General features: G+C 70.8%; 14 protein-coding genes. 3 read left to right on the forward strand and 11 right to left on the reverse strand.

From position 1 onward, the window contains the following. Window positions 1-9: 9 nt before the first annotated feature. The 7 genes from AB0F38_RS02755 to AB0F38_RS02785 form a co-directional block, all read right to left on the reverse strand. The gene (locus AB0F38_RS02755; RefSeq protein ID WP_361885527.1) at window positions 10-1,164 is read right to left on the reverse strand and encodes an aldose epimerase family protein; all 1,155 of its coding nucleotides are present in this window, start codon (window positions 1,162-1,164) and stop codon (window positions 10-12) included. 25 nt (window positions 1,165-1,189) lie between these two features. Further along, entirely contained in the window at window positions 1,190-2,413 is a 1,224-nt protein-coding gene (gene mmsB, locus AB0F38_RS02760) for a multiple monosaccharide ABC transporter permease (protein WP_361885529.1), read from the reverse strand. A 6-nt stretch (window positions 2,414-2,419) separates the two neighbouring features. Then, the gene (gene mmsA, locus AB0F38_RS02765) at window positions 2,420-3,940 is read right to left on the reverse strand and encodes a multiple monosaccharide ABC transporter ATP-binding protein (RefSeq protein WP_361886730.1); all 1,521 of its coding nucleotides are present in this window, start codon (window positions 3,938-3,940) and stop codon (window positions 2,420-2,422) included. Between the two features lie 53 nt (window positions 3,941-3,993). Continuing rightward, the gene (chvE, locus tag AB0F38_RS02770; RefSeq protein ID WP_361885532.1) at window positions 3,994-5,100 is read right to left on the reverse strand and encodes a multiple monosaccharide ABC transporter substrate-binding protein; all 1,107 of its coding nucleotides are present in this window, start codon (window positions 5,098-5,100) and stop codon (window positions 3,994-3,996) included. Window position 5,101: 1 nt separating this feature from the next. Continuing rightward, window positions 5,102-6,091, reverse strand: coding sequence for a hypothetical protein (locus AB0F38_RS02775; protein WP_361885535.1), 990 nt, complete (start codon window positions 6,089-6,091; stop codon window positions 5,102-5,104). 96 nt (window positions 6,092-6,187) lie between these two features. Further along, the gene (locus AB0F38_RS02780; protein WP_361885538.1) at window positions 6,188-7,207 is read right to left on the reverse strand and encodes an alcohol dehydrogenase catalytic domain-containing protein; all 1,020 of its coding nucleotides are present in this window, start codon (window positions 7,205-7,207) and stop codon (window positions 6,188-6,190) included. Then, window positions 7,204-8,358, reverse strand: a complete 1,155-nt coding sequence (locus tag AB0F38_RS02785) for a mandelate racemase/muconate lactonizing enzyme family protein (protein ID WP_361885541.1) — start codon at window positions 8,356-8,358, stop codon at window positions 7,204-7,206. Before AB0F38_RS02785 ends, AB0F38_RS02780 begins: the two co-directional genes overlap by 4 nt. A gap of 111 nt (window positions 8,359-8,469) precedes the next feature. Between AB0F38_RS02785 and AB0F38_RS02790 the strand changes: the two genes are divergently transcribed. Then, entirely contained in the window at window positions 8,470-9,246 is a 777-nt protein-coding gene (locus AB0F38_RS02790; protein WP_361885544.1) for an EI24 domain-containing protein, read from the forward strand. A 13-nt stretch (window positions 9,247-9,259) separates the two neighbouring features. Further along, window positions 9,260-9,868 carry a LysE family transporter gene (locus AB0F38_RS02795; protein WP_361885546.1) on the forward strand — a complete coding sequence of 203 codons (609 nt, stop codon included), beginning with the start codon at window positions 9,260-9,262 and terminating at the stop codon, window positions 9,866-9,868. A gap of 4 nt (window positions 9,869-9,872) precedes the next feature. On the opposite strand, the gene AB0F38_RS02800 is transcribed toward AB0F38_RS02795, so the two are convergent. The 3 genes from AB0F38_RS02800 to AB0F38_RS02810 form a co-directional block, all read right to left on the reverse strand. After that, window positions 9,873-11,804: an NAD(P)/FAD-dependent oxidoreductase gene (locus tag AB0F38_RS02800; RefSeq protein ID WP_361885549.1), complete on the reverse strand. Its 1,932-nt coding sequence runs from the start codon at window positions 11,802-11,804 to the stop codon at window positions 9,873-9,875. Window positions 11,805-11,929: 125 nt separating this feature from the next. Then, entirely contained in the window at window positions 11,930-12,922 is a 993-nt protein-coding gene (locus AB0F38_RS02805; protein ID WP_361885552.1) for an aldose epimerase family protein, read from the reverse strand. Window positions 12,923-12,933: 11 nt separating this feature from the next. Next, window positions 12,934-13,848, reverse strand: coding sequence for an SGNH/GDSL hydrolase family protein (locus AB0F38_RS02810; RefSeq protein ID WP_361885555.1), 915 nt, complete (start codon window positions 13,846-13,848; stop codon window positions 12,934-12,936). 363 nt (window positions 13,849-14,211) lie between these two features. Here AB0F38_RS02810 and AB0F38_RS02815 point away from each other — a divergent pair, with 363 nt between their 5' ends. After that, window positions 14,212-14,706, forward strand: coding sequence for a DUF3145 domain-containing protein (locus AB0F38_RS02815; RefSeq protein WP_361885558.1), 495 nt, complete (start codon window positions 14,212-14,214; stop codon window positions 14,704-14,706). A gap of 117 nt (window positions 14,707-14,823) precedes the next feature. On the opposite strand, the gene fabF is transcribed toward AB0F38_RS02815, so the two are convergent. Next, on the reverse strand, window positions 14,824-16,086 hold the full coding sequence (gene fabF, locus AB0F38_RS02820; protein ID WP_361885561.1) for a beta-ketoacyl-ACP synthase II: 1,263 nt from the start codon (window positions 16,084-16,086) through the stop codon (window positions 14,824-14,826). Window positions 16,087-16,134: the final 48 nt, after the last annotated feature.

A 16,134-nucleotide genomic window follows, 5' to 3' on the forward strand; every position in this document is an offset into this window, starting at 1 on the left:
CGCCCGTGGTCAGCGTGCCGAGAACGCGTGCACCGTCGTCGACCGGTACGTGGCACCGGGGCGCAGCACCGTCGAGGGGAACGACGGCTGGTTGGGGGAGTCCGGGAAGTGCTGGGACTCCAGGCAGAACGCGTCGCCCTGCCGGTACACCCGGCCCGAGGTCCCGGTCAGCGTGCCGTCCAGGAAGTTCCCCGTGTAGACCTGCATGCCGGGCTCGGTCGTGTACATCTTCATCACCCGGCCCGAGCCGGGGTCGGTCACGGTCAGCGCGTACTCGGGGCGGGCCGTGATCCCCTTGTCCAGTACGTAGTTGTGGTCGATGCCCTGTCCGTGGCCGATCTGCTCGTGCGGTGTGCGGACGGCCTCCCCGACGGCTCTCGGCCGCCGGAAGTCGAACGGTGTGCGCGCCACCCTCGCGAGCTCGCCGGTCGGGATGAGCGTCGCGCCGACGGGGGTGTAGCGCGAGGCGGCCAGCTCCAGCAGGTGCGCGTCGGCGCTCCCGCTGCCCTCGCCCGCCAGGTTGAAGTAGGTGTGGCTGGTGAGGTTGAGGACCGTGGCCCGGTCGGTGGTGGCCGTGTAGTCGATGCGCCACGCGCCGCGCGCCGTCAGCGTGTAGACGACGCGGACGGCGAGGGTGCCCGGGTAGCCCGCCTCTCCGTCCGGGGAGGTCCGGGTCAGCACCAGGCCGACCTCACCGCGCGCGGTGAACGGCTCAATGTCCCAGACCCGTTTGTCGAAGCCCCGGTCGCCGCCGTGCAGGCTGTGGGGGCCGTCGTTGACCGGCAGTTGGTGGGTCGCCCCGTCCAAAGTGAACCGGCCCTGCGCGATGCGGTTCCCGTACCGCCCGATCAGCCCGCCGAAATAGGGGGACTTCGCCACGTAGTCCGGGAGGCCGGCGAAGCCGAGCGAGACGTTCGCCGTCCGGCCGCGCCGGTCGGGGATCTCCAGAGACTGGACAATCCCGCCGTACGAGAGGACCTTCAGCCGGGTCCCGCCGTTGACGAGCGTCCAGCGGTACACCTTCGTCCCGTCGTCGAGCGTGCCGAACAGTTCCTTCGACGGGGCGCGTCCGCCCGTCGCGGCGTGCGCGGGGGCGCCTGCCGCCACGGCCAGCCCGGCGGCCGCCGTGGCCGCCAGGACGGTGCGTCTGCTGGTACGGGTCATGGAACAACTCCTTCGTGAGGGGGTGTTACGAGCCGACCTTGCGCTTGTTCCAGACGTCGAAGCCGACCGCGGCCAGCAGGACGAAGCCCTTGATCACCTGCTGGTAGTCGGTGCCGATGCCCACCAGGGACATGCCGTTGTTCAGTACGCCGAGGACCAGGCCGCCGATGACCGCGCCGAAGACCGTCCCGACGCCGCCGCTCATCGAGGCGCCGCCGATGAACGCGGCGGCGATGGCCTCCAGTTCGAAGTTGGTTCCGGCCTGGGGGACGCCCGCGTTCAGCCGGGCCGCGTAGACGATCCCGGCCAGGGCGGCCAGGACGCCCATGTTCACGAAGACCAGGAAGGTGACCCGCTTGTCCTTGACCCCGGACAGCTTCGCCGCGGCCTGGTTGCCGCCGAGCGCGTACACATGGCGGCCGATGACCGCGTTGCGCATGAGGTAGCCGAAGCCGATGAGCAGCACGGCCAGCAGCAGCAGGACGACCGGGACACCGCGGTAACTGGCCAGCGTCATGGTGAAGGCCAGTACCGCCGCGGCGATGGCCACGCACTTGGCCAGGAAGATGCTGCGGGGCAGGACGTCGAGGGCGTACTCCTTCTGCCGGTTCCGGTCGCGGACCTCCTGGATCAGGGCCACGGCCAGCACGAGGAACCCGAGCAGCAGGGTGAGGTTGTGGTAGTTGGTGTCCGGGCCGAGCTCCGGCAGGTACCCGGTGGATATCTTCTGGAAGCCGTCGGGGAAGGGCCCGATGGACCGGCTGCCGAGCAGGATCTGGGTACCGCCCCGGAAGAGCAGCATCCCGGCCAGGGTCACGATGAACGACGGGATCCCGACGTACGCGATCCAGAAGCCCTGCCAGGCGCCGGCGACCGCCCCCAGGAGGAGGGCGAGGACGAGGGCGAGGACCCAGGGCACGTCGTGCTCGACCATCATCACGGCGCAGGCCGCCGAGACGAACGCGGCCAGTGAGCCGACCGACAGGTCGATGTGGCCGGCGATGATCACGATCATCATGCCGATGGCCAGGACCAGGATGTAGCTGTTCTGGAGGACCAGGTTGGTGACGTTGTTCGGCCTGAGCAGGACGCCGTCGGTCCAGATCCCGAACAGCGCGACGATCAGACCGAGGGCGATGAGCATGCCGTACTGGCGCATGTTGCGCCGGGCGGCGTCCAGGAGCAGCGCGCGCGTGGAGGACCCGTGCGGGGTGGGGCCCTTCGGAGTTTCGGTGGTGGCCGTGGACATGTTCCGTTACCTCTTGTCGCTGGTCATGTGGCGCATCAGAACTTCCTGGGTGGCCTCCGCGCGCGGGACCTCCCCGGTGAGCCGGCCGGCGGACATCGTGTAGATGCGGTCGCACATGCCGAGCAGCTCCGGCAGTTCGGAGGAGATGAGGAGGACCGCCCGCCCCTCGGCGGCGAGCCTGTCGATGACGGTGTAGATCTCGAACTTCGCGCCGACGTCGATGCCCCGGGTCGGCTCGTCCAGGATCAGCACGTCCGGACCCGCGAAGATCCACTTGCTGAGGACGACCTTCTGCTGGTTGCCGCCGGAGAGCCGGCCCACCTGCTCGAAGACGGTCGGGGCCTTGATGTTCATCGAGGTGCGGTACGACTCGGCGACCCGGGTCTCCTCGTGCTCGTCGACGATGCCGCGCCGCCCCACCTTGCCCAGGGCGCTGAGGCTGATGTTGCGGCCGATGGTGTCGATGAGGTTGAGGCCGTACTGCTTGCGGTCCTCGGTGACGTACGCGATGCCGTGCGCGATGGCCTCGGGGACCGTGCGGGTGCGGACCTCCCGGCCGTCCCTGAGGACGGTGCCGCTGATGCCCCGGCCGTACGAGCGGCCGAAGACGCTCATCGCGAGCTCGGTGCGGCCCGCGCCCATCAGCCCGGCCAGCCCGACGATCTCGCCCCGCCGGACGTCGACGGAGACCCCGTCGACGACCTTGCGGTGCTGGTCGATGGGATGGTGCACGGTCCAGTCGCGAATCTCCAGGGCGGGGCGGGCGCCCGCCTCGCCCTCGTACGGGGAGCGGGGCGGGAAACGGTGGTCGAGATCCCGCCCGACCATGCCCCGGATGATCCGGTCCTCGGTCGTCGACCCGTCCGCCACGTCCAGGGTCTCGACCGTGCGGCCGTCCCGGATGACGGTGACGGAGTCGGCGACCGCGGCGATCTCGCCCAGCTTGTGCGAGATGATGATCGAGGTGATGCCCTGGGCCTTCAGCTCCCTGATGAGCTGGATGAGCCGTTCGCTGTCCGCGTCGTTGAGCGCGGCGGTCGGCTCGTCCAGGATCAGCAGCCGCACCTCCTTGGCCAGGGCCTTGGCGATCTCCACGAGCTGCTGCTTGCCTACCCCGAGGTCGGCGACCCGCGTCTGCGGGTGCTCGTCGAGACCGACGCGCTTCAGCAGCGCCGCGGCGTGCTTCAGCGTCTCGTTCCAGTCGATCACACCCCGCCTCGCGTGCTCGTTGCCGAGGAAGAGGTTCTCGGCGATGGAGAGGTACGGCACCAGGGCGAGCTCCTGGTGGATGATCACGATGCCGCGCGCCTCGCTGGCCCGGATGTCCTTGAAGGCGCAGGGCTCGCCGCGGAAGAGGATGTCCCCCTCGTAACTGCCGTGCGGGTGCACGCCGCTGAGGACCTTCATCAAGGTCGACTTGCCGGCCCCGTTCTCCCCGCAGATGGCGTGCACCTCGCCCTCGGCGACCGTCAGCGAGACGTCGGACAGTGCCCTGACGCCGGGGAAGGTCTTGACGATGGACCGCATCTCCAGAACGGGTCCGCCGCCGTCCACGGGGCCGTTGTCCCTGAGTGCCCCGGTCACGTGAGGTCGCTCTCCTTGATGTAGCCCGAGTCCACCAGCTCGGCCTGGTAGTTGGTCCTGTCGACGCTCACCGGGTCCAGCAGGAAGGCCGGGACGACCTTCTTCTCGTTGTCGTAGGTGGTGGTGTCGTTGGTCTCGGGCTTCCTGTCGTTCAGGACGGCGTCCGCCATCTGCACGGCCTGCTTGGCGAGCGCACGGGTGTCCTTGTACACGGTCTGCGTCTGCTGGCCCGCGATGATCGACTTCACCGAGGCGACCTCGGCGTCCTGCCCGGTGACGATCGGGTACGGCTTCGCCTTCGTGCCGTAGCCGTCGGACTTGAGCGCCGAGATGATGCCGATGGAGATGCCGTCGTACGGGGAGAGCACCGCGTCCACCGAGGCCGAGGAGTACGCGCTGGTGAGCAGGTCGTCCATACGCTTCTGGGCCGTGCCGCCGTCCCAGCGCAGGGTGGTGACCTGGTCCAGCGCGGTCTGCTTGGAGCGGACCACGATCTGGCCCTTGTCGATGTAGGGCTTGAGGGTCTTCCACGCCCCCTGGAAGAAGTACCGGGTGTTGTTGTCGTCCGGCGACCCGGCGAACAGCTCCACGTTGAACGGCCCCTTCTCGCCGCCGTCCTTCAGCCCGAGCTTCTCCACGATGTAGCCGGCCTGCAGCTCACCGACCTTCTCGTTGTCGAAGGAGGCGTAGTACGCGACGTCCTCGGTGCCCAGGATCAGCCGGTCGTAGGAGATGACCTCGACGCCCTGCTCGCCCGCCTGACGCAGGACGTCACCCAGCGCCCGGCCGTCGATGGCCGCGACCACCAGGACGTCCACACCCTTGGTGATCATGTTCTCGATCTGCGAGACCTGCTGGTCGACGTCGTCCTCGCCGTACTGCAGATCGGTCTTGTACCCGAGCTTCTTGAACTCGGCGGCCATGTTCCTGCCGTCGGCTATCCACCGTTCGGACGACTTGGTCGGCATCGCGATGCCGACGGTGGAGTCCTTGCCGCCCTTCTTGTCCACCTTGCTGCCGCCCTCGCTGCTCTGCCCGCAGGCGGCGAGGACCAGGGAGAGTGCGACGGCGGTCGTTGCTGCTGCGGCTCGTGTGGTGCGCATGTCAGTCCTTCGGGGTCAGAGGGAACCGGTTGAGCCGGCCGGGGTGGCGGGAGCCGAGCGGCGACATGTCGCCGTCGGCGCCGTGCCGTGCCAGCAGATCGAGGGCGAGGCGGCCGCGTCGGACACGCTCGCGGGCCGAGTTCAGCGCGACGTCGCGCAGCTGATGGCCGTAGGGGTAGATGCCAGGGGTCCTGGAGAGACCGAACTTCAGGTAGATCGGGGCGCCGCGGCGCACCAGCTCGGCCGCCTCGTACATCCGCACGTAGCCGCCGAGGTCGTCCGGCGCCTCGATGTAGAGGTCCATCGGGGCCCGGGAGACCCGGCGGATCTCGGTGAACTGGGCGAGCGTCAGGTCGGACGGGATGTTGATGGAGTCGGCGCCGAGCTGCTCGAACACCGCGTACGAGGCCGGGTTCACCGGCCCGATGAGCGCCGACACCTTGAAGGTGGTGTCCGCGGGCAGGACGCCCTGCTCGCGCAGCCGGTGCAGGGTCCACAGCACCCCTTCGTCCGCCACGAGCAGGCACGTCACCCCCAGCTCGGTGGCACGCAGCGCGTCCTCGACGCAGCCGGCCAGGGCGTCGTGGCCCCGGGACCGCAGCCCGGCGCCGCCGGAGTCCGTCCGGACCGAGGCGCCGGTGTCCCAGGTACCGCGCGGCCCCGTGAACAGGCAGAGCTCGATGTCGCGTTCGGCGCAGCCCTCCACCATCTCGGTGATCTCCGCGTCGGTCAGCATCCAGACCCCGCTGCCCTGACTGACGCGGTGCACGGGTACGTCGAGCCTGGCGGACTCCTTCAGCACCACACCGAGCGCCTCCGGACCCTCCACGGACGGCACCTCGGTGCGCCAGCTCCCCCCGTCGGGGAAGGAGTGCGGGGAGGCGTCGGCGGGGGAGAGGGGCGCCGGGCCGAGGCCGAGCGCGGTGAGCACCGCGTCGCCGGGGCGGCGCGGGCCGGCGGCACCGGGGGCGGGGACAGGGGTGTCTTTCACGACTGGTCCTTCATGTTCGGTATTTCGGACGAAGTTCGGATCATGGGGTGTGGGCCGGCGCGCACGCCCGGTGCGGGCGATCTCAGGACGGACCCGTCACGGGCGCAGCAGCACCTTCCCGGTCTCCGGGCCCCCGGCGCCGACCAGCGCCACCGCCTCGGCGAACCGCTCCAGCGGGAACTCGTGGGTGATCAGCGGTGCCGGATCCAGCAGCCCGGCCGCGAACGCCCGCACCGCGTACGACCAGGCGGCCGAAGGAGCCCCGAAGACACTGCGCACGGTGAGCTGGCTCAGCGACAGATGCACCGGATCGATCCCCACGGCCCCGGGGGTGAACATCCCGGTGAGCACCACCCGCCCGCCGCGCCGCGCCAGCAGGCACGCGTCGGCAGCGGTGGACGGTGCTCCGGCGGTCTCCACGACCAGGTCGTAGCGGCCCCGCACCTCCTCGGCCTCCTTGGGGGTACGGGCCTCGCCCGCGCCGAAGTCCAGGGCCAGTGAGGCCCGTTCCCCCCGCGGGTCGATCACGGTCAGCTCCGCGGGCGACACCGCCGCCAGCAGCTGGACCGCGAGCAGCCCCAGCGTCCCCGCCCCCAGTACGGCGATCCGCTCGCCGGGCTCGGGCGCCCCGGCCCGCACCGCCGCCGCGATCACCGCGGCGGGCTCCAGCAGGGCCGCGGCCCGAAGATCGGCGTCGTCGGGCAGCAGGTGCAGCAGCCGCGCCGGGACCACCACGTGGTCGGCGAAGGCTCCGGGCCTGGTGAATCCCGTCTCGTCGTACCCCGCCGTGCACAGGGAGGTCTCCCCGTACCGGCACCGCTCGCAGCGCCCGCAGGCCCGGAAGCCCTCGGCGACCGTACGCCGCCCGAGCAGCTCGGGACCCACACCCTCGCCCACGGCGTCCACGGTCCCCGACCACTCGTGACCGGGCACGACCGGATAGCGCACGTAGGCCGGGTCGCGATGGCCGTCGTACACCTCGCGGTCGCTCATGCAGATCCCCGCCGCGGCGACCCGCACCCGGACCTCGCCGGGACCCGGCTCCGGGGGCGGTCCCTCGGAGAGGCGGTGGCTGCCCGGTCGCTCGACGGTCAGCGAACGCGAGAGCGTGCTCACTTGGGCTGCCTCTTCTCCCAGCCGTCCGCCCACAGGTCGAACCGCGCCTGCTGCTGCGGGAACTCGGCCGCGGCGTCCACGTCCAGCTCCACGCCGAGGCCCGGGGCGTGGGAGAGCTCGAAGCAGCCGGTGGCGGGATCGACGTACGGCGCGCCCTTGACCACCTTCTTGATGTCGGCGTCCGCGAAGTCGTTGAAGTGTTCGAGGATCTTGAAGTTGGGTGTGCAGCCCGCGAGCTGGAGGCTCGCCGCCGTCAGGACCGGACCGCCCACGTTGTGCGGGGCGATCAGCGTGTAGTGGGTCTCCGCGGTCGCCGCGAGTTTGCGGGCCTCCAGGATGCCGCCGATGTGGCCGACGTCCGGCTGGATGATGTCGGCGGCCTGCGACTCGAAGAGCTCCCGGAACTCGATCCGGTCGTGGATGCGTTCACCCGTCGCGATCGGCAGGTCGACCTTCTCCGCGACCTTGCTCAGCGCCCTGAGGTTCTCCGGCGGCACAGGCTCCTCCAGCCAGGCGGGCCTGAAGGGTGCCATCTCACGGGCGATCCGCACCGCCGTGGAAGGGCTGAACCGTCCGTGCATCTCCAGCATCAGCTCGGTGTCGGGCCCGATCGCGTCCCGTACGGCCTCGATGAGGGACACCGAGTACCGGCTCTCCTCCTGGCCCAGCTCGAAGTGCCCCGTACCGAAGGGGTCGATCTTCAGCGCCCGGTATCCGCGCTCCACGACCGCCTGCGCCGCCTTGTGGTACGCCTCCGGGGTGCGCTCGGTGGTGTACCAGCCGTTGGCGTACGCCTTGACCCGGTCGGTCACCTTCCCGCCGAGCAGCTGCCAGACCGGGACCCCGAGGGCCTTGCCCTTGATGTCCCAGCAGGCCATCTCGACGACCGCGATGCCGGACATCACGATCTCCCCGGCCCGCCCGTAGTCGCCGTACTTCATCCGGCGGACGAGGTCCTCCACCGCGAACGGATCGGAACCCGCGATGTGGTTGGCGGACGCCTCCCGCAGATAGCCGACCAGCGCGTCCGTCCGGCCCAGCATCCGGGTCTCCCCGACCCCGGTGAGACCCTCATCGGTATGGACCTGCACATAGGTGAGGTTGCGCCACGGCGTCCCGACGACATGCGTGCTGATTCCGGTGATGCGCACGGGTGTTGCCTTTCGACGTGTTCGGTATTTCGTCACTCGTTCGAAATTCTGGCGTGACCGTAATGACGGGCCCGGGGCAGTGTCAATGGTTCGCGCAAGTACGCTGACGCCATGAGTGATCTCGGGGCGGGTTTCGGATACCTGATAAAAGGACAGCGCTGGGCCTTCGGACACGGCCGGTGGTTCGGATTCGGCCTGCTGCCCGGGCTGGTCACCCTGGTCGTGTACGCCGGAGCGCTGACCGGACTCGGTTACGGCGCCGACGACTTCGTCGCCTGGGCCACCCCCTTCGCCGACGACTGGTCCTCGCCCTGGCTGGGGCTCCTGCGCAACACCCTGGTCGTCCTCGTCTTCGTCTTCGGACTCTTCCTCGCGGTGATCACCTTCACCGCCGTCACCCTGCTGGTCGGCCAGCCGTTCTACGAGTCGCTCTCCGAGGAGGTCGACCGCAGCGAGGGCGGTGACGTCCCCGAGTCCGGCCTGCCGCTCTGGCGCGAGCTGTGGATCTCCGCCCGCGACTCCGTCCGTATCCTGCTGCGCGTCGCGCTGTACGGCGTGCTGCTCTTCGCCCTCGGATTCGTCCCCGTCCTCGGTCAGACGGTCGTCCCCGTGATCGGCTTCTGCGTCTCCGGCTACTTCCTCGCCGAGGAGCTCACCGCCGTCGCCCTCCAGCGCCGGGGCATGGCCCTCAAGGACCGGCTCGTCCTGCTGCGCGGCCGCCGCATGATGGTCCTCGGCTTCGGCGTCCCGCTCGGCCTCTCCTTCCTCGTGCCCTTCGTCGCCGTGTTCCTGATGCCGGGAGCCGTCGCCGGGGCCACCCTGCTGGTCCGCGAGCTCACGGCGCCCCCGGAGCCGGCCGCCTCGCCGTACACCCTGCACAAGGGCTGAGGAGGGGCCCGCCGTGACCGAGCTCCTCGCCGTCGCGCTCATCACCGTGCTCGCGGTCATCAGCCCGGGCGCCGACTTCGCGATGATCGTGCGCAACAGCTACCTCTACGGCCGTACGACCGGGCTCGTCGCGGCCGCCGGGGTCGCGGCGGGCGTCCTCGTCCACGTCACGTACACCATGCTCGGCGTCGGCCTGCTGATCGCCTCGTCCACCGCGCTGTTCACCGCGATCAAGCTGGCCGGTGCGTGCTACCTCGTCTACATCGGGGTACGCACGTTCCTCGCCCGCGCCGACCTCGACGTCGACCTCGGCTCCGAGTCCGGGCTGAGCAGGCTCGGGGCCCTGCGCACCGGCTTCCTCACCAACGCGCTGAACCCCAAGACCACGCTCTTCGTCGTGTCCACCTTCACCCAGGTCGTCGGGCCGGACACGGCCCTCTGGCAGCAGGCGGGCTACGGCCTGTTCATGTCCCTGGCCCACTTCGGATGGTTCGGCCTGGTGGCACTCTTCTTCTCCCACTCCCACCTGCGCACCGCGATGCTGCGCAGGCAGAAGGTCCTCAACCGCGCCATCGGCTCGGTCCTGGTGGGCCTCGGCGTCACCCTGGGCCTCGCCCGCTGAGCCCTCAGCCCCCGTGCACCTCCAGCGCCGTCCTGACGGCGGACTCCAGCGCGCCCTCGATCCAGGCCGGCTTGACGGACGTGTGGCAGCCGGCGAAGTGCAGCGTCCCCTCCGGGGTGCCCACATCGGGGAACAGCTCCGTGTGCTGGCCCGGCAGGAGGACGGACGCCTCGCCGTACGCGTACGGGTCGCGCATCCAGGACTGGGTCCGGCCCACACCCGTGTAGAACACCTCGACACGCTGCCCGTACACCTCCTGGACGCCGCCCAGGGTGCGTGGGTAGCGCTCGTCCTCGTCCAGCGAATCCCACTTCAGGGCGTCGTCGGCCCAGCTGTACGAAGCCAGGAGAACCCCGCCCCGGCTGCCCTCGACCGGGTGCGAGGGCTGGTAGATGAACCGGTTGGCGTTGTCGGTCACCGAGCCGCCGCCGATGACGTGCGCCGCCTCGGGCTGGTCACGGACGGTGGCCCGGCAGGCCGCGTAGTGCACCCGCTGGCCCGGGGGGATGTGGCCGCCGGGCACCGAGGGGTGCGCGCCCAGCAGTGAACCGTCGGCCGGAGCCCTGCCCAGCCGGTAGTCCTCGTACAGGCCGGGACGCACCGCTTCCAGCTCCCGCTTCCAGTCCGCCTCGTCGAACTCCCACCAGCGGCGGCTGAATTCGAGCAGCACCTTGGTCGCGGTGTCGTAGTGGATCTCGGTGATCGCGCGCCGCTTGCCGTACGAGAGCCTGGGCGTGATGGGGATGTGCCGCAGCCCTGAGAAGGGGACGGTGACGATGGCCCGGTCGCCGGTGAACGTCTCCCGGACGACGGGACCGCCCCGGCCCTCGGAGACCGTCTCGACAGTGACCCCGTCCTCGGTGTGGCTGATCCGGGTGGCCCGGCGGTCCAGGCGCACCAAGTCCTTGACCTGCGCGTACATCGCGTCGACCAAGGTGGCGGTGCCGTCGGGCAGCTCGAAGAAGGAGGTGGCCGGGCTGATCAGCGAGGCCCCGATGAAGCTGTGCAGGAAGGCGAGGTGGAGCCGCGAGGTCATGTTCTCGACGGTGCCGATGAGGTCGATGGTGCGCTCGTCGAGCTCGGCGGCCTCCGTCAGGTACCGGTACATCGACCAGTGCCCGTACCGCTGCAGCACGGTCGCCCAGCCCTCGACCAGCGCGGTCCCCTCCTTGCCCTCGATCTCCTTGCGCACGGGTGCGAACGCGTCCCGGACGATCTGCGAGGCGGGCGTGTTCTCGTGGGCCGCGGGCACACCGAAGGAGCGGTTGACCGCCTGGGGCTTCTGCGCGTAGTCGGCGCGACGGACCCGGATGCCGTTGACGTGGATCCAGGAGCGGTTGGCGGGGCGCCCCTCGCCGTCCACGTCGACCAGGTGGAAGCGGCGCCGCTTCAGCTCGTAGCCGTCCAGCAGCCCGGTGACCAGCGGGTGGCTGTCCGGGATGCGCATCGCACCGGCCTCGGCGTACTGCTTCGGGTCCGCGAAGGGCGCCTCCGCCTTCTCGTGGCCGCCCGCCCGGAAGGTCTTGATACGACCGCCGACACGGTTGCCGTTGGCCTCGATCACGGTGACGGTGTGGCCGGCCTCGTGGAGCAGCCGAGCCGCGGCGAGCCCGGCCGGTCCCGCGCCCACCACCAGCACCTTCCTGCGCGCGGCACGGGTCCGGGGCAGTCCCTTCCCCAGCAGGATCTCGCGGTAACCGGGCACCAGGTCACGGTCGTTCCCGTCGCGCACGAGGATGGCGCGGGCGACGGTGAGGCAGGCGGCCCGGTCGGAACCCGCGGCGGCCGGGGCCGCTCGGGGCACCCCGCCGGCGGTCAGGGACGCCGCGGACGGGGCCGTGGCCACGGCGAGGGCCGCGGCACCCGCCGTGGCGCCCGCGATCAGGGACCGGCGGGAAGGCAGGACGGAAGACGAATCATCAGCTGGTGAGGTCATGTTGATCACCTTGCTGTGCCGCACCGCCCGACACCGTCGCGGACGCGCCCCCGACGCCACGGTTCACCCGCCGGTGATCTCGCCCCGTGAGTGTTGACAGCACCCGGTACAACGGGAGTTGAGCGTCAGCGCACCGAGAACCCGTACACCGTCGTGGACACGAACTCCTCGCCCGGCCGCAGCACCGTGCTCGGGAACTCCGGACGGTTCGGGGAGTCGGGGAAGTGCTGCGTCTCCAGCGCGATCCCGCCGCACGGCACGAACGGCCGCCCGTCGAAGTGGTCGGCGGTGTACAACTGCAGCCCCGGCTCCGTCGTCGTGACCGTCAGCACCCGTCCGGACGCCGGGTCGTACAGCTCGGCCGCGGGTCCGTCACCGGTCGCGTCGAGCACGTAGTTGGTGTCGTACCCGGCGCCCACGGGCTTCGGCTCCCGGAAGTCGAACCGGGTCCCGTCCACCGCCGCGAACTCACCCGTCGGGATGGCTTCCGCGTCCGCCGGAGTGATCCGCCCCGCCGCGAGCCGCAGTCGGTGCCCGAGCGCGCTCCCGCTGTCCGCACCGGCCAGGTTCCAGTAGGTGTGGTTCGTCAGATTCAGCACCGTCGGCGCGTCCGTCGTCGCCCGGTAGCCGATCCGCAGCGCCCCGCCCGCGTCCAGTGTGTACGTCACCGAGACCTCCAGCCGCCCCGGGAAGCCTTCCTCGCCGTCCTCGGAGACCAGGGAGAGCCGCACCCCGTCCGGCACCTCCTCGGCGTCCCACACCCGCTTGTCGAAGCCCCGGGTCCCGCCGTGCACGTGGTTGCGGCCCTCGTTGGGCGTCACGCGGTGCGTGCGCCCGTCGAGGACGAACGAGCTCCCGGCGATCCGGTTCGCGTACCGTCCGACCAGGGCGCCGAAGTACGGCCCCGCGTACGTCTCGTACCCCGCGGTGTCCGGCAGCCCGAGGGCCACACCGGTCCGGGTGCCGTCCCGGCCGGGCACCTCGACCGACTGCACCACGGCTCCGTACGTCAGCACGCGCACCCGGGTGCCGTCGCGCTCCAGGGTCCAGCGCCGCACGGCGGTGCCGTCCGCGAGCGGGGAGAAGTCTTCGCTGTGTACCGCTGTGCCCGTCGTCATGATCACCGACTTTACGCGGGGGGTCCGGGCGCCGTGACATTGCGGTAAGCGATTTCTGCCAGCCGCGCCTGGCCGTCGCGCCCCGGGTGGAACCAGTCCCACGGGCTGAGCTGCTCACCGGTGAACCGGTAGTCGAACACCGCCCCGCCGTCGTACCGGCAGCGGGGGTCCCGGGCACACACCTCGCGCAGGACCCCGTTGTACGCGACGACGCGCTCCCGCACGGTGTTCCGCCGCTCGACGGCCGCCGCGCCCATGTCGTCCGCGTCCCCCAGCATCGACCGGCAGATCCCGAGCTTCCAGATCTGCTTTCCCAGCGGGTTCTCGCGCCCGGTCGACCAGAGCCGCTTCAGATTCGGCACGCTCGACACGTACACCTGGGCCTCGGGCGCCGTGCCGCGCAGCCGCCGCATCGACGTCTCGAAGGCCGCCTCGAAGTCCGCCACCGGAGTCATGACGTCCACCGAGTCGCGGCAGGCGTCGTTCGCGCCGATCATCACCGTGACCAGCTCCGGCTTCTCCTTGCCGGCCAGCGCCATCTGCTCCGGCAGCTGCGCCATCCGGGCACCCGACACGGCGTGGTTCCAGCTGTGCGAGGCCGCCCTCGACGCTCCGAGGAGCCGCACCGCGAGACTGCGGACCCCGTCGTCGGTGCCCGTCGCCCACGACACCTCCGGGCAGTCGGCCAGCACCGAGCAGGCGTCGTAGCCCCGGGTGACGGAGTCACCGACGGCGGCCAGCGAGGCCGGGCTCGCATCCCACACCGGGGCCGGGGAGGGGGAGGGGCTCCGCGGCCCGGCCGCGCTGCCCGTGGTCCCCTCCGGTCCGCCCGCGCAGCCCGCCAGCAGGGCGGCGCCGGCGCACACGGCCGCCGTCAGCGTGGCGGCGGCGGTGCGGACACCACGGCGCGACGAACGCTCAGGCATCCCCGTTCCCCTCCGGTCACACAGATGATGGTGCCTCTGGCACACCCGGCAGTCCCAGGTGGCGGGCCGGCGCGCGCCCGCGGGTGAATGCTGAGCGAATCATGGCCCCGGGACCGACGGTACGTCACACACCCGGCCCCGGCGCACGGTAGCTTTTCCCCGTCGAACCAGTGGAGGCCGCCTGTCCACCCGACGCACGGGCGGCGGCTCCGGTAAATTACCTCATGTCACATAATGTCTCTTTTCAGGAGATTCACTCCCGATGCTGTTTAATGATGACAACCTCGGGAGCCGGCCGGAAAGAGCCGTTACGGGCGCTAGGCCGCTGGGGAAGGCGAACCTCGTCCCACACTGGAGGTCCCGGTGACGACACGTGGAGTTCTGTACGTTCACTCCGCACCGCGCGCGCTGTGCCCGCACATCGAATGGGCCGTGGCGAACGTGCTCGGGGTGCGGGTCCAGCTGGACTGGATCAGGCAGCCGGCCGCGCCCGACACCTGGCGGTCCGAATTCTCGTGGAAGGGCCAGGCCGGCACCGCGTCGCAGCTCGCCTCCGCACTCCGCGGCTGGGACCTGCTGCGCTTCGAGGTGACCGCCGAGCCGTGCCCGACGGCGGAGGGCGAGCGCTACAGCTCCACGCCCGGCCTCGGCATCTTCCACGCGGTCACCGGCATGCACGGCGACATCCTGATCCCCGAGGACCGGCTGCGGGCCGCACTGGCACGCTCCGTGCGCGGGGAGACGGACCTGGAGGCCGAGGTCGCCAAGCTCCTGGGCAAGCCCTGGGACGACGAGCTGGAGTCCTTCCGGCACGCGGGCGAGGGCGCGCCCGTGCGGTGGCTCCACCAGGTCGTGTGACCCGCCCCGGGACCCTGTCCCGAGGTCCGCGAGACGTCCCCGCCACAGGCCCGCACCGCGCGTGAGGCCCGCCTCCCGAAGAACGGGGAGCGGGCCTCACGGGCGTACGGGCGGGGGTCAGACCGACCGGAACGCCAGCACCACGTTGTGGCCGCCGAAGCCGAACGAGTTGTTGATCGCGGCGATCGGCCCCTCCGGCAGCGGCTGCGGCTTGTCGCGCACGACGTTCGCCTCCACCGCCTCGTCGAGGTTCTCGATGTTGATGGTCGGCGGGGCCAGCCGGTGGTGCAGCGCCAGGACCGTCGCCACGGTCTCGATGCCGCCCGCGCCACCCAGCAGGTGACCGGTCATCGACTTCGTGGCGGAGATCGCCACGTGGTCCAGGTCGTCGCCCAGGACCTTGCGCAGCGCCTTGAGCTCGGCCACGTCACCCTGGGGGGTGGAGGTGGCGTGCGCGTTCAGGTGTACGACCTCCGACGGCTTCAGATCCGTGGAGTCCAGCAGATTCTGCATCGCGGCGGCGATCCCGCGCCCGGTGGGCTCGGGCTGCGCGATGTGGTGGGAGTCCGCGGACAGACCCTGGCCCAGCACCTCGCAGTAGACCCTGGCGCCCCGCGCGGCGGCGTGTTCGGCGGACTCCAGGACGACGACGCCGGCGCCCTCGCCGAGGACGAAGCCGTCACGGGCCGTGTCGTACGGGCGCGAGGCCTTCTCGGGCTCGTCGTTGCTCTTGGACATCGCCATCATGTTGGCGAACGCGGCGATCGGCAGCGGGTGGATGGCCGCCTCGGTGCCACCGGCGAGGACCACGTCTGCACGGCCGGTGCGGATCATCTCGACGGCGTAGCCGATGGCCTCGGCACCCGACGCACAGGCGGAGACCGGGGTGTGGACACCGGCCTGGGCGTTGACCTCCAGACCGACGTTGGCCGCCGGGCCGTTGGGCATGAGCATGGGAACGGTGTGCGGGGAGACGCGGCGTACGCCCTTCTCCTTGAGCACGTCGTACTGGTCGAGCAGGGTGATCACGCCGCCGATACCGGAGGCGATGACGGAACCCAGACGCTCGGGGCGGATCTTCTCGTCCTCACCGGCCTTGCCGGTGAAACCCGCGTCGGCCCACGCCTCGCGGGCCGCGATCAGCGCGAACTGCGCCGAGCGGTCCAGTTTGCGGGCGAGCGGGCGAGGAAGGACCTCACTCGGGTCCACGGCCGCGAGGGCCGCGATCCGGACAGGCAGTTCGGCGAAACGTTCGCCCTCGAGGGGCTTGACGCCGGAGCGGCCCGCCATCAGACCTTCCCAGGTCGATGCGGAGTCGCCACCCAGCGGAGTGGTTGCGCCGATACCGGTGACGACCACGGTGCGATTGGTCGGGATCACTGGAAAATCTTCTCCACGTGTAGAGGGTCGTGAATCAGCGGCGCCACC

Source organism: Streptomyces sp. NPDC025273, from assembly GCF_040638585.1.
GTDB classification, from domain to species: domain Bacteria; phylum Actinomycetota; class Actinomycetes; order Streptomycetales; family Streptomycetaceae; genus Streptomyces; species Streptomyces cinereorectus.

What these genes read in the sequence shown, in the direction of transcription:
- AB0F38_RS02800 (WP_361885549.1), bottom strand. Translation starts at nt 11,804, where the DNA reads ATGACCTCACCAGCTGATGATTCGTCTTCCGTCCTGCCTTCCCGCCGG.
- mmsA (WP_361886730.1), bottom strand. Translation starts at nt 3,940, where the DNA reads ATGCGGTCCATCGTCAAGACCTTCCCCGGCGTCAGGGCACTGTCCGAC.
- mmsB (WP_361885529.1), bottom strand. Translation starts at nt 2,413, where the DNA reads ATGTCCACGGCCACCACCGAAACTCCGAAGGGCCCCACCCCGCACGGG.
- AB0F38_RS02810 (WP_361885555.1), bottom strand. Translation starts at nt 13,848, where the DNA reads ATGCCTGAGCGTTCGTCGCGCCGTGGTGTCCGCACCGCCGCCGCCACG.
- chvE (WP_361885532.1), bottom strand. Translation starts at nt 5,100, where the DNA reads ATGCGCACCACACGAGCCGCAGCAGCAACGACCGCCGTCGCACTCTCC.
- AB0F38_RS02790 (WP_361885544.1), top strand. Translation starts at nt 8,470, where the DNA reads ATGAGTGATCTCGGGGCGGGTTTCGGATACCTGATAAAAGGACAGCGC.
- AB0F38_RS02805 (WP_361885552.1), bottom strand. Translation starts at nt 12,922, where the DNA reads ATGACGACGGGCACAGCGGTACACAGCGAAGACTTCTCCCCGCTCGCG.
- AB0F38_RS02755 (WP_361885527.1), bottom strand. Translation starts at nt 1,164, where the DNA reads ATGACCCGTACCAGCAGACGCACCGTCCTGGCGGCCACGGCGGCCGCC.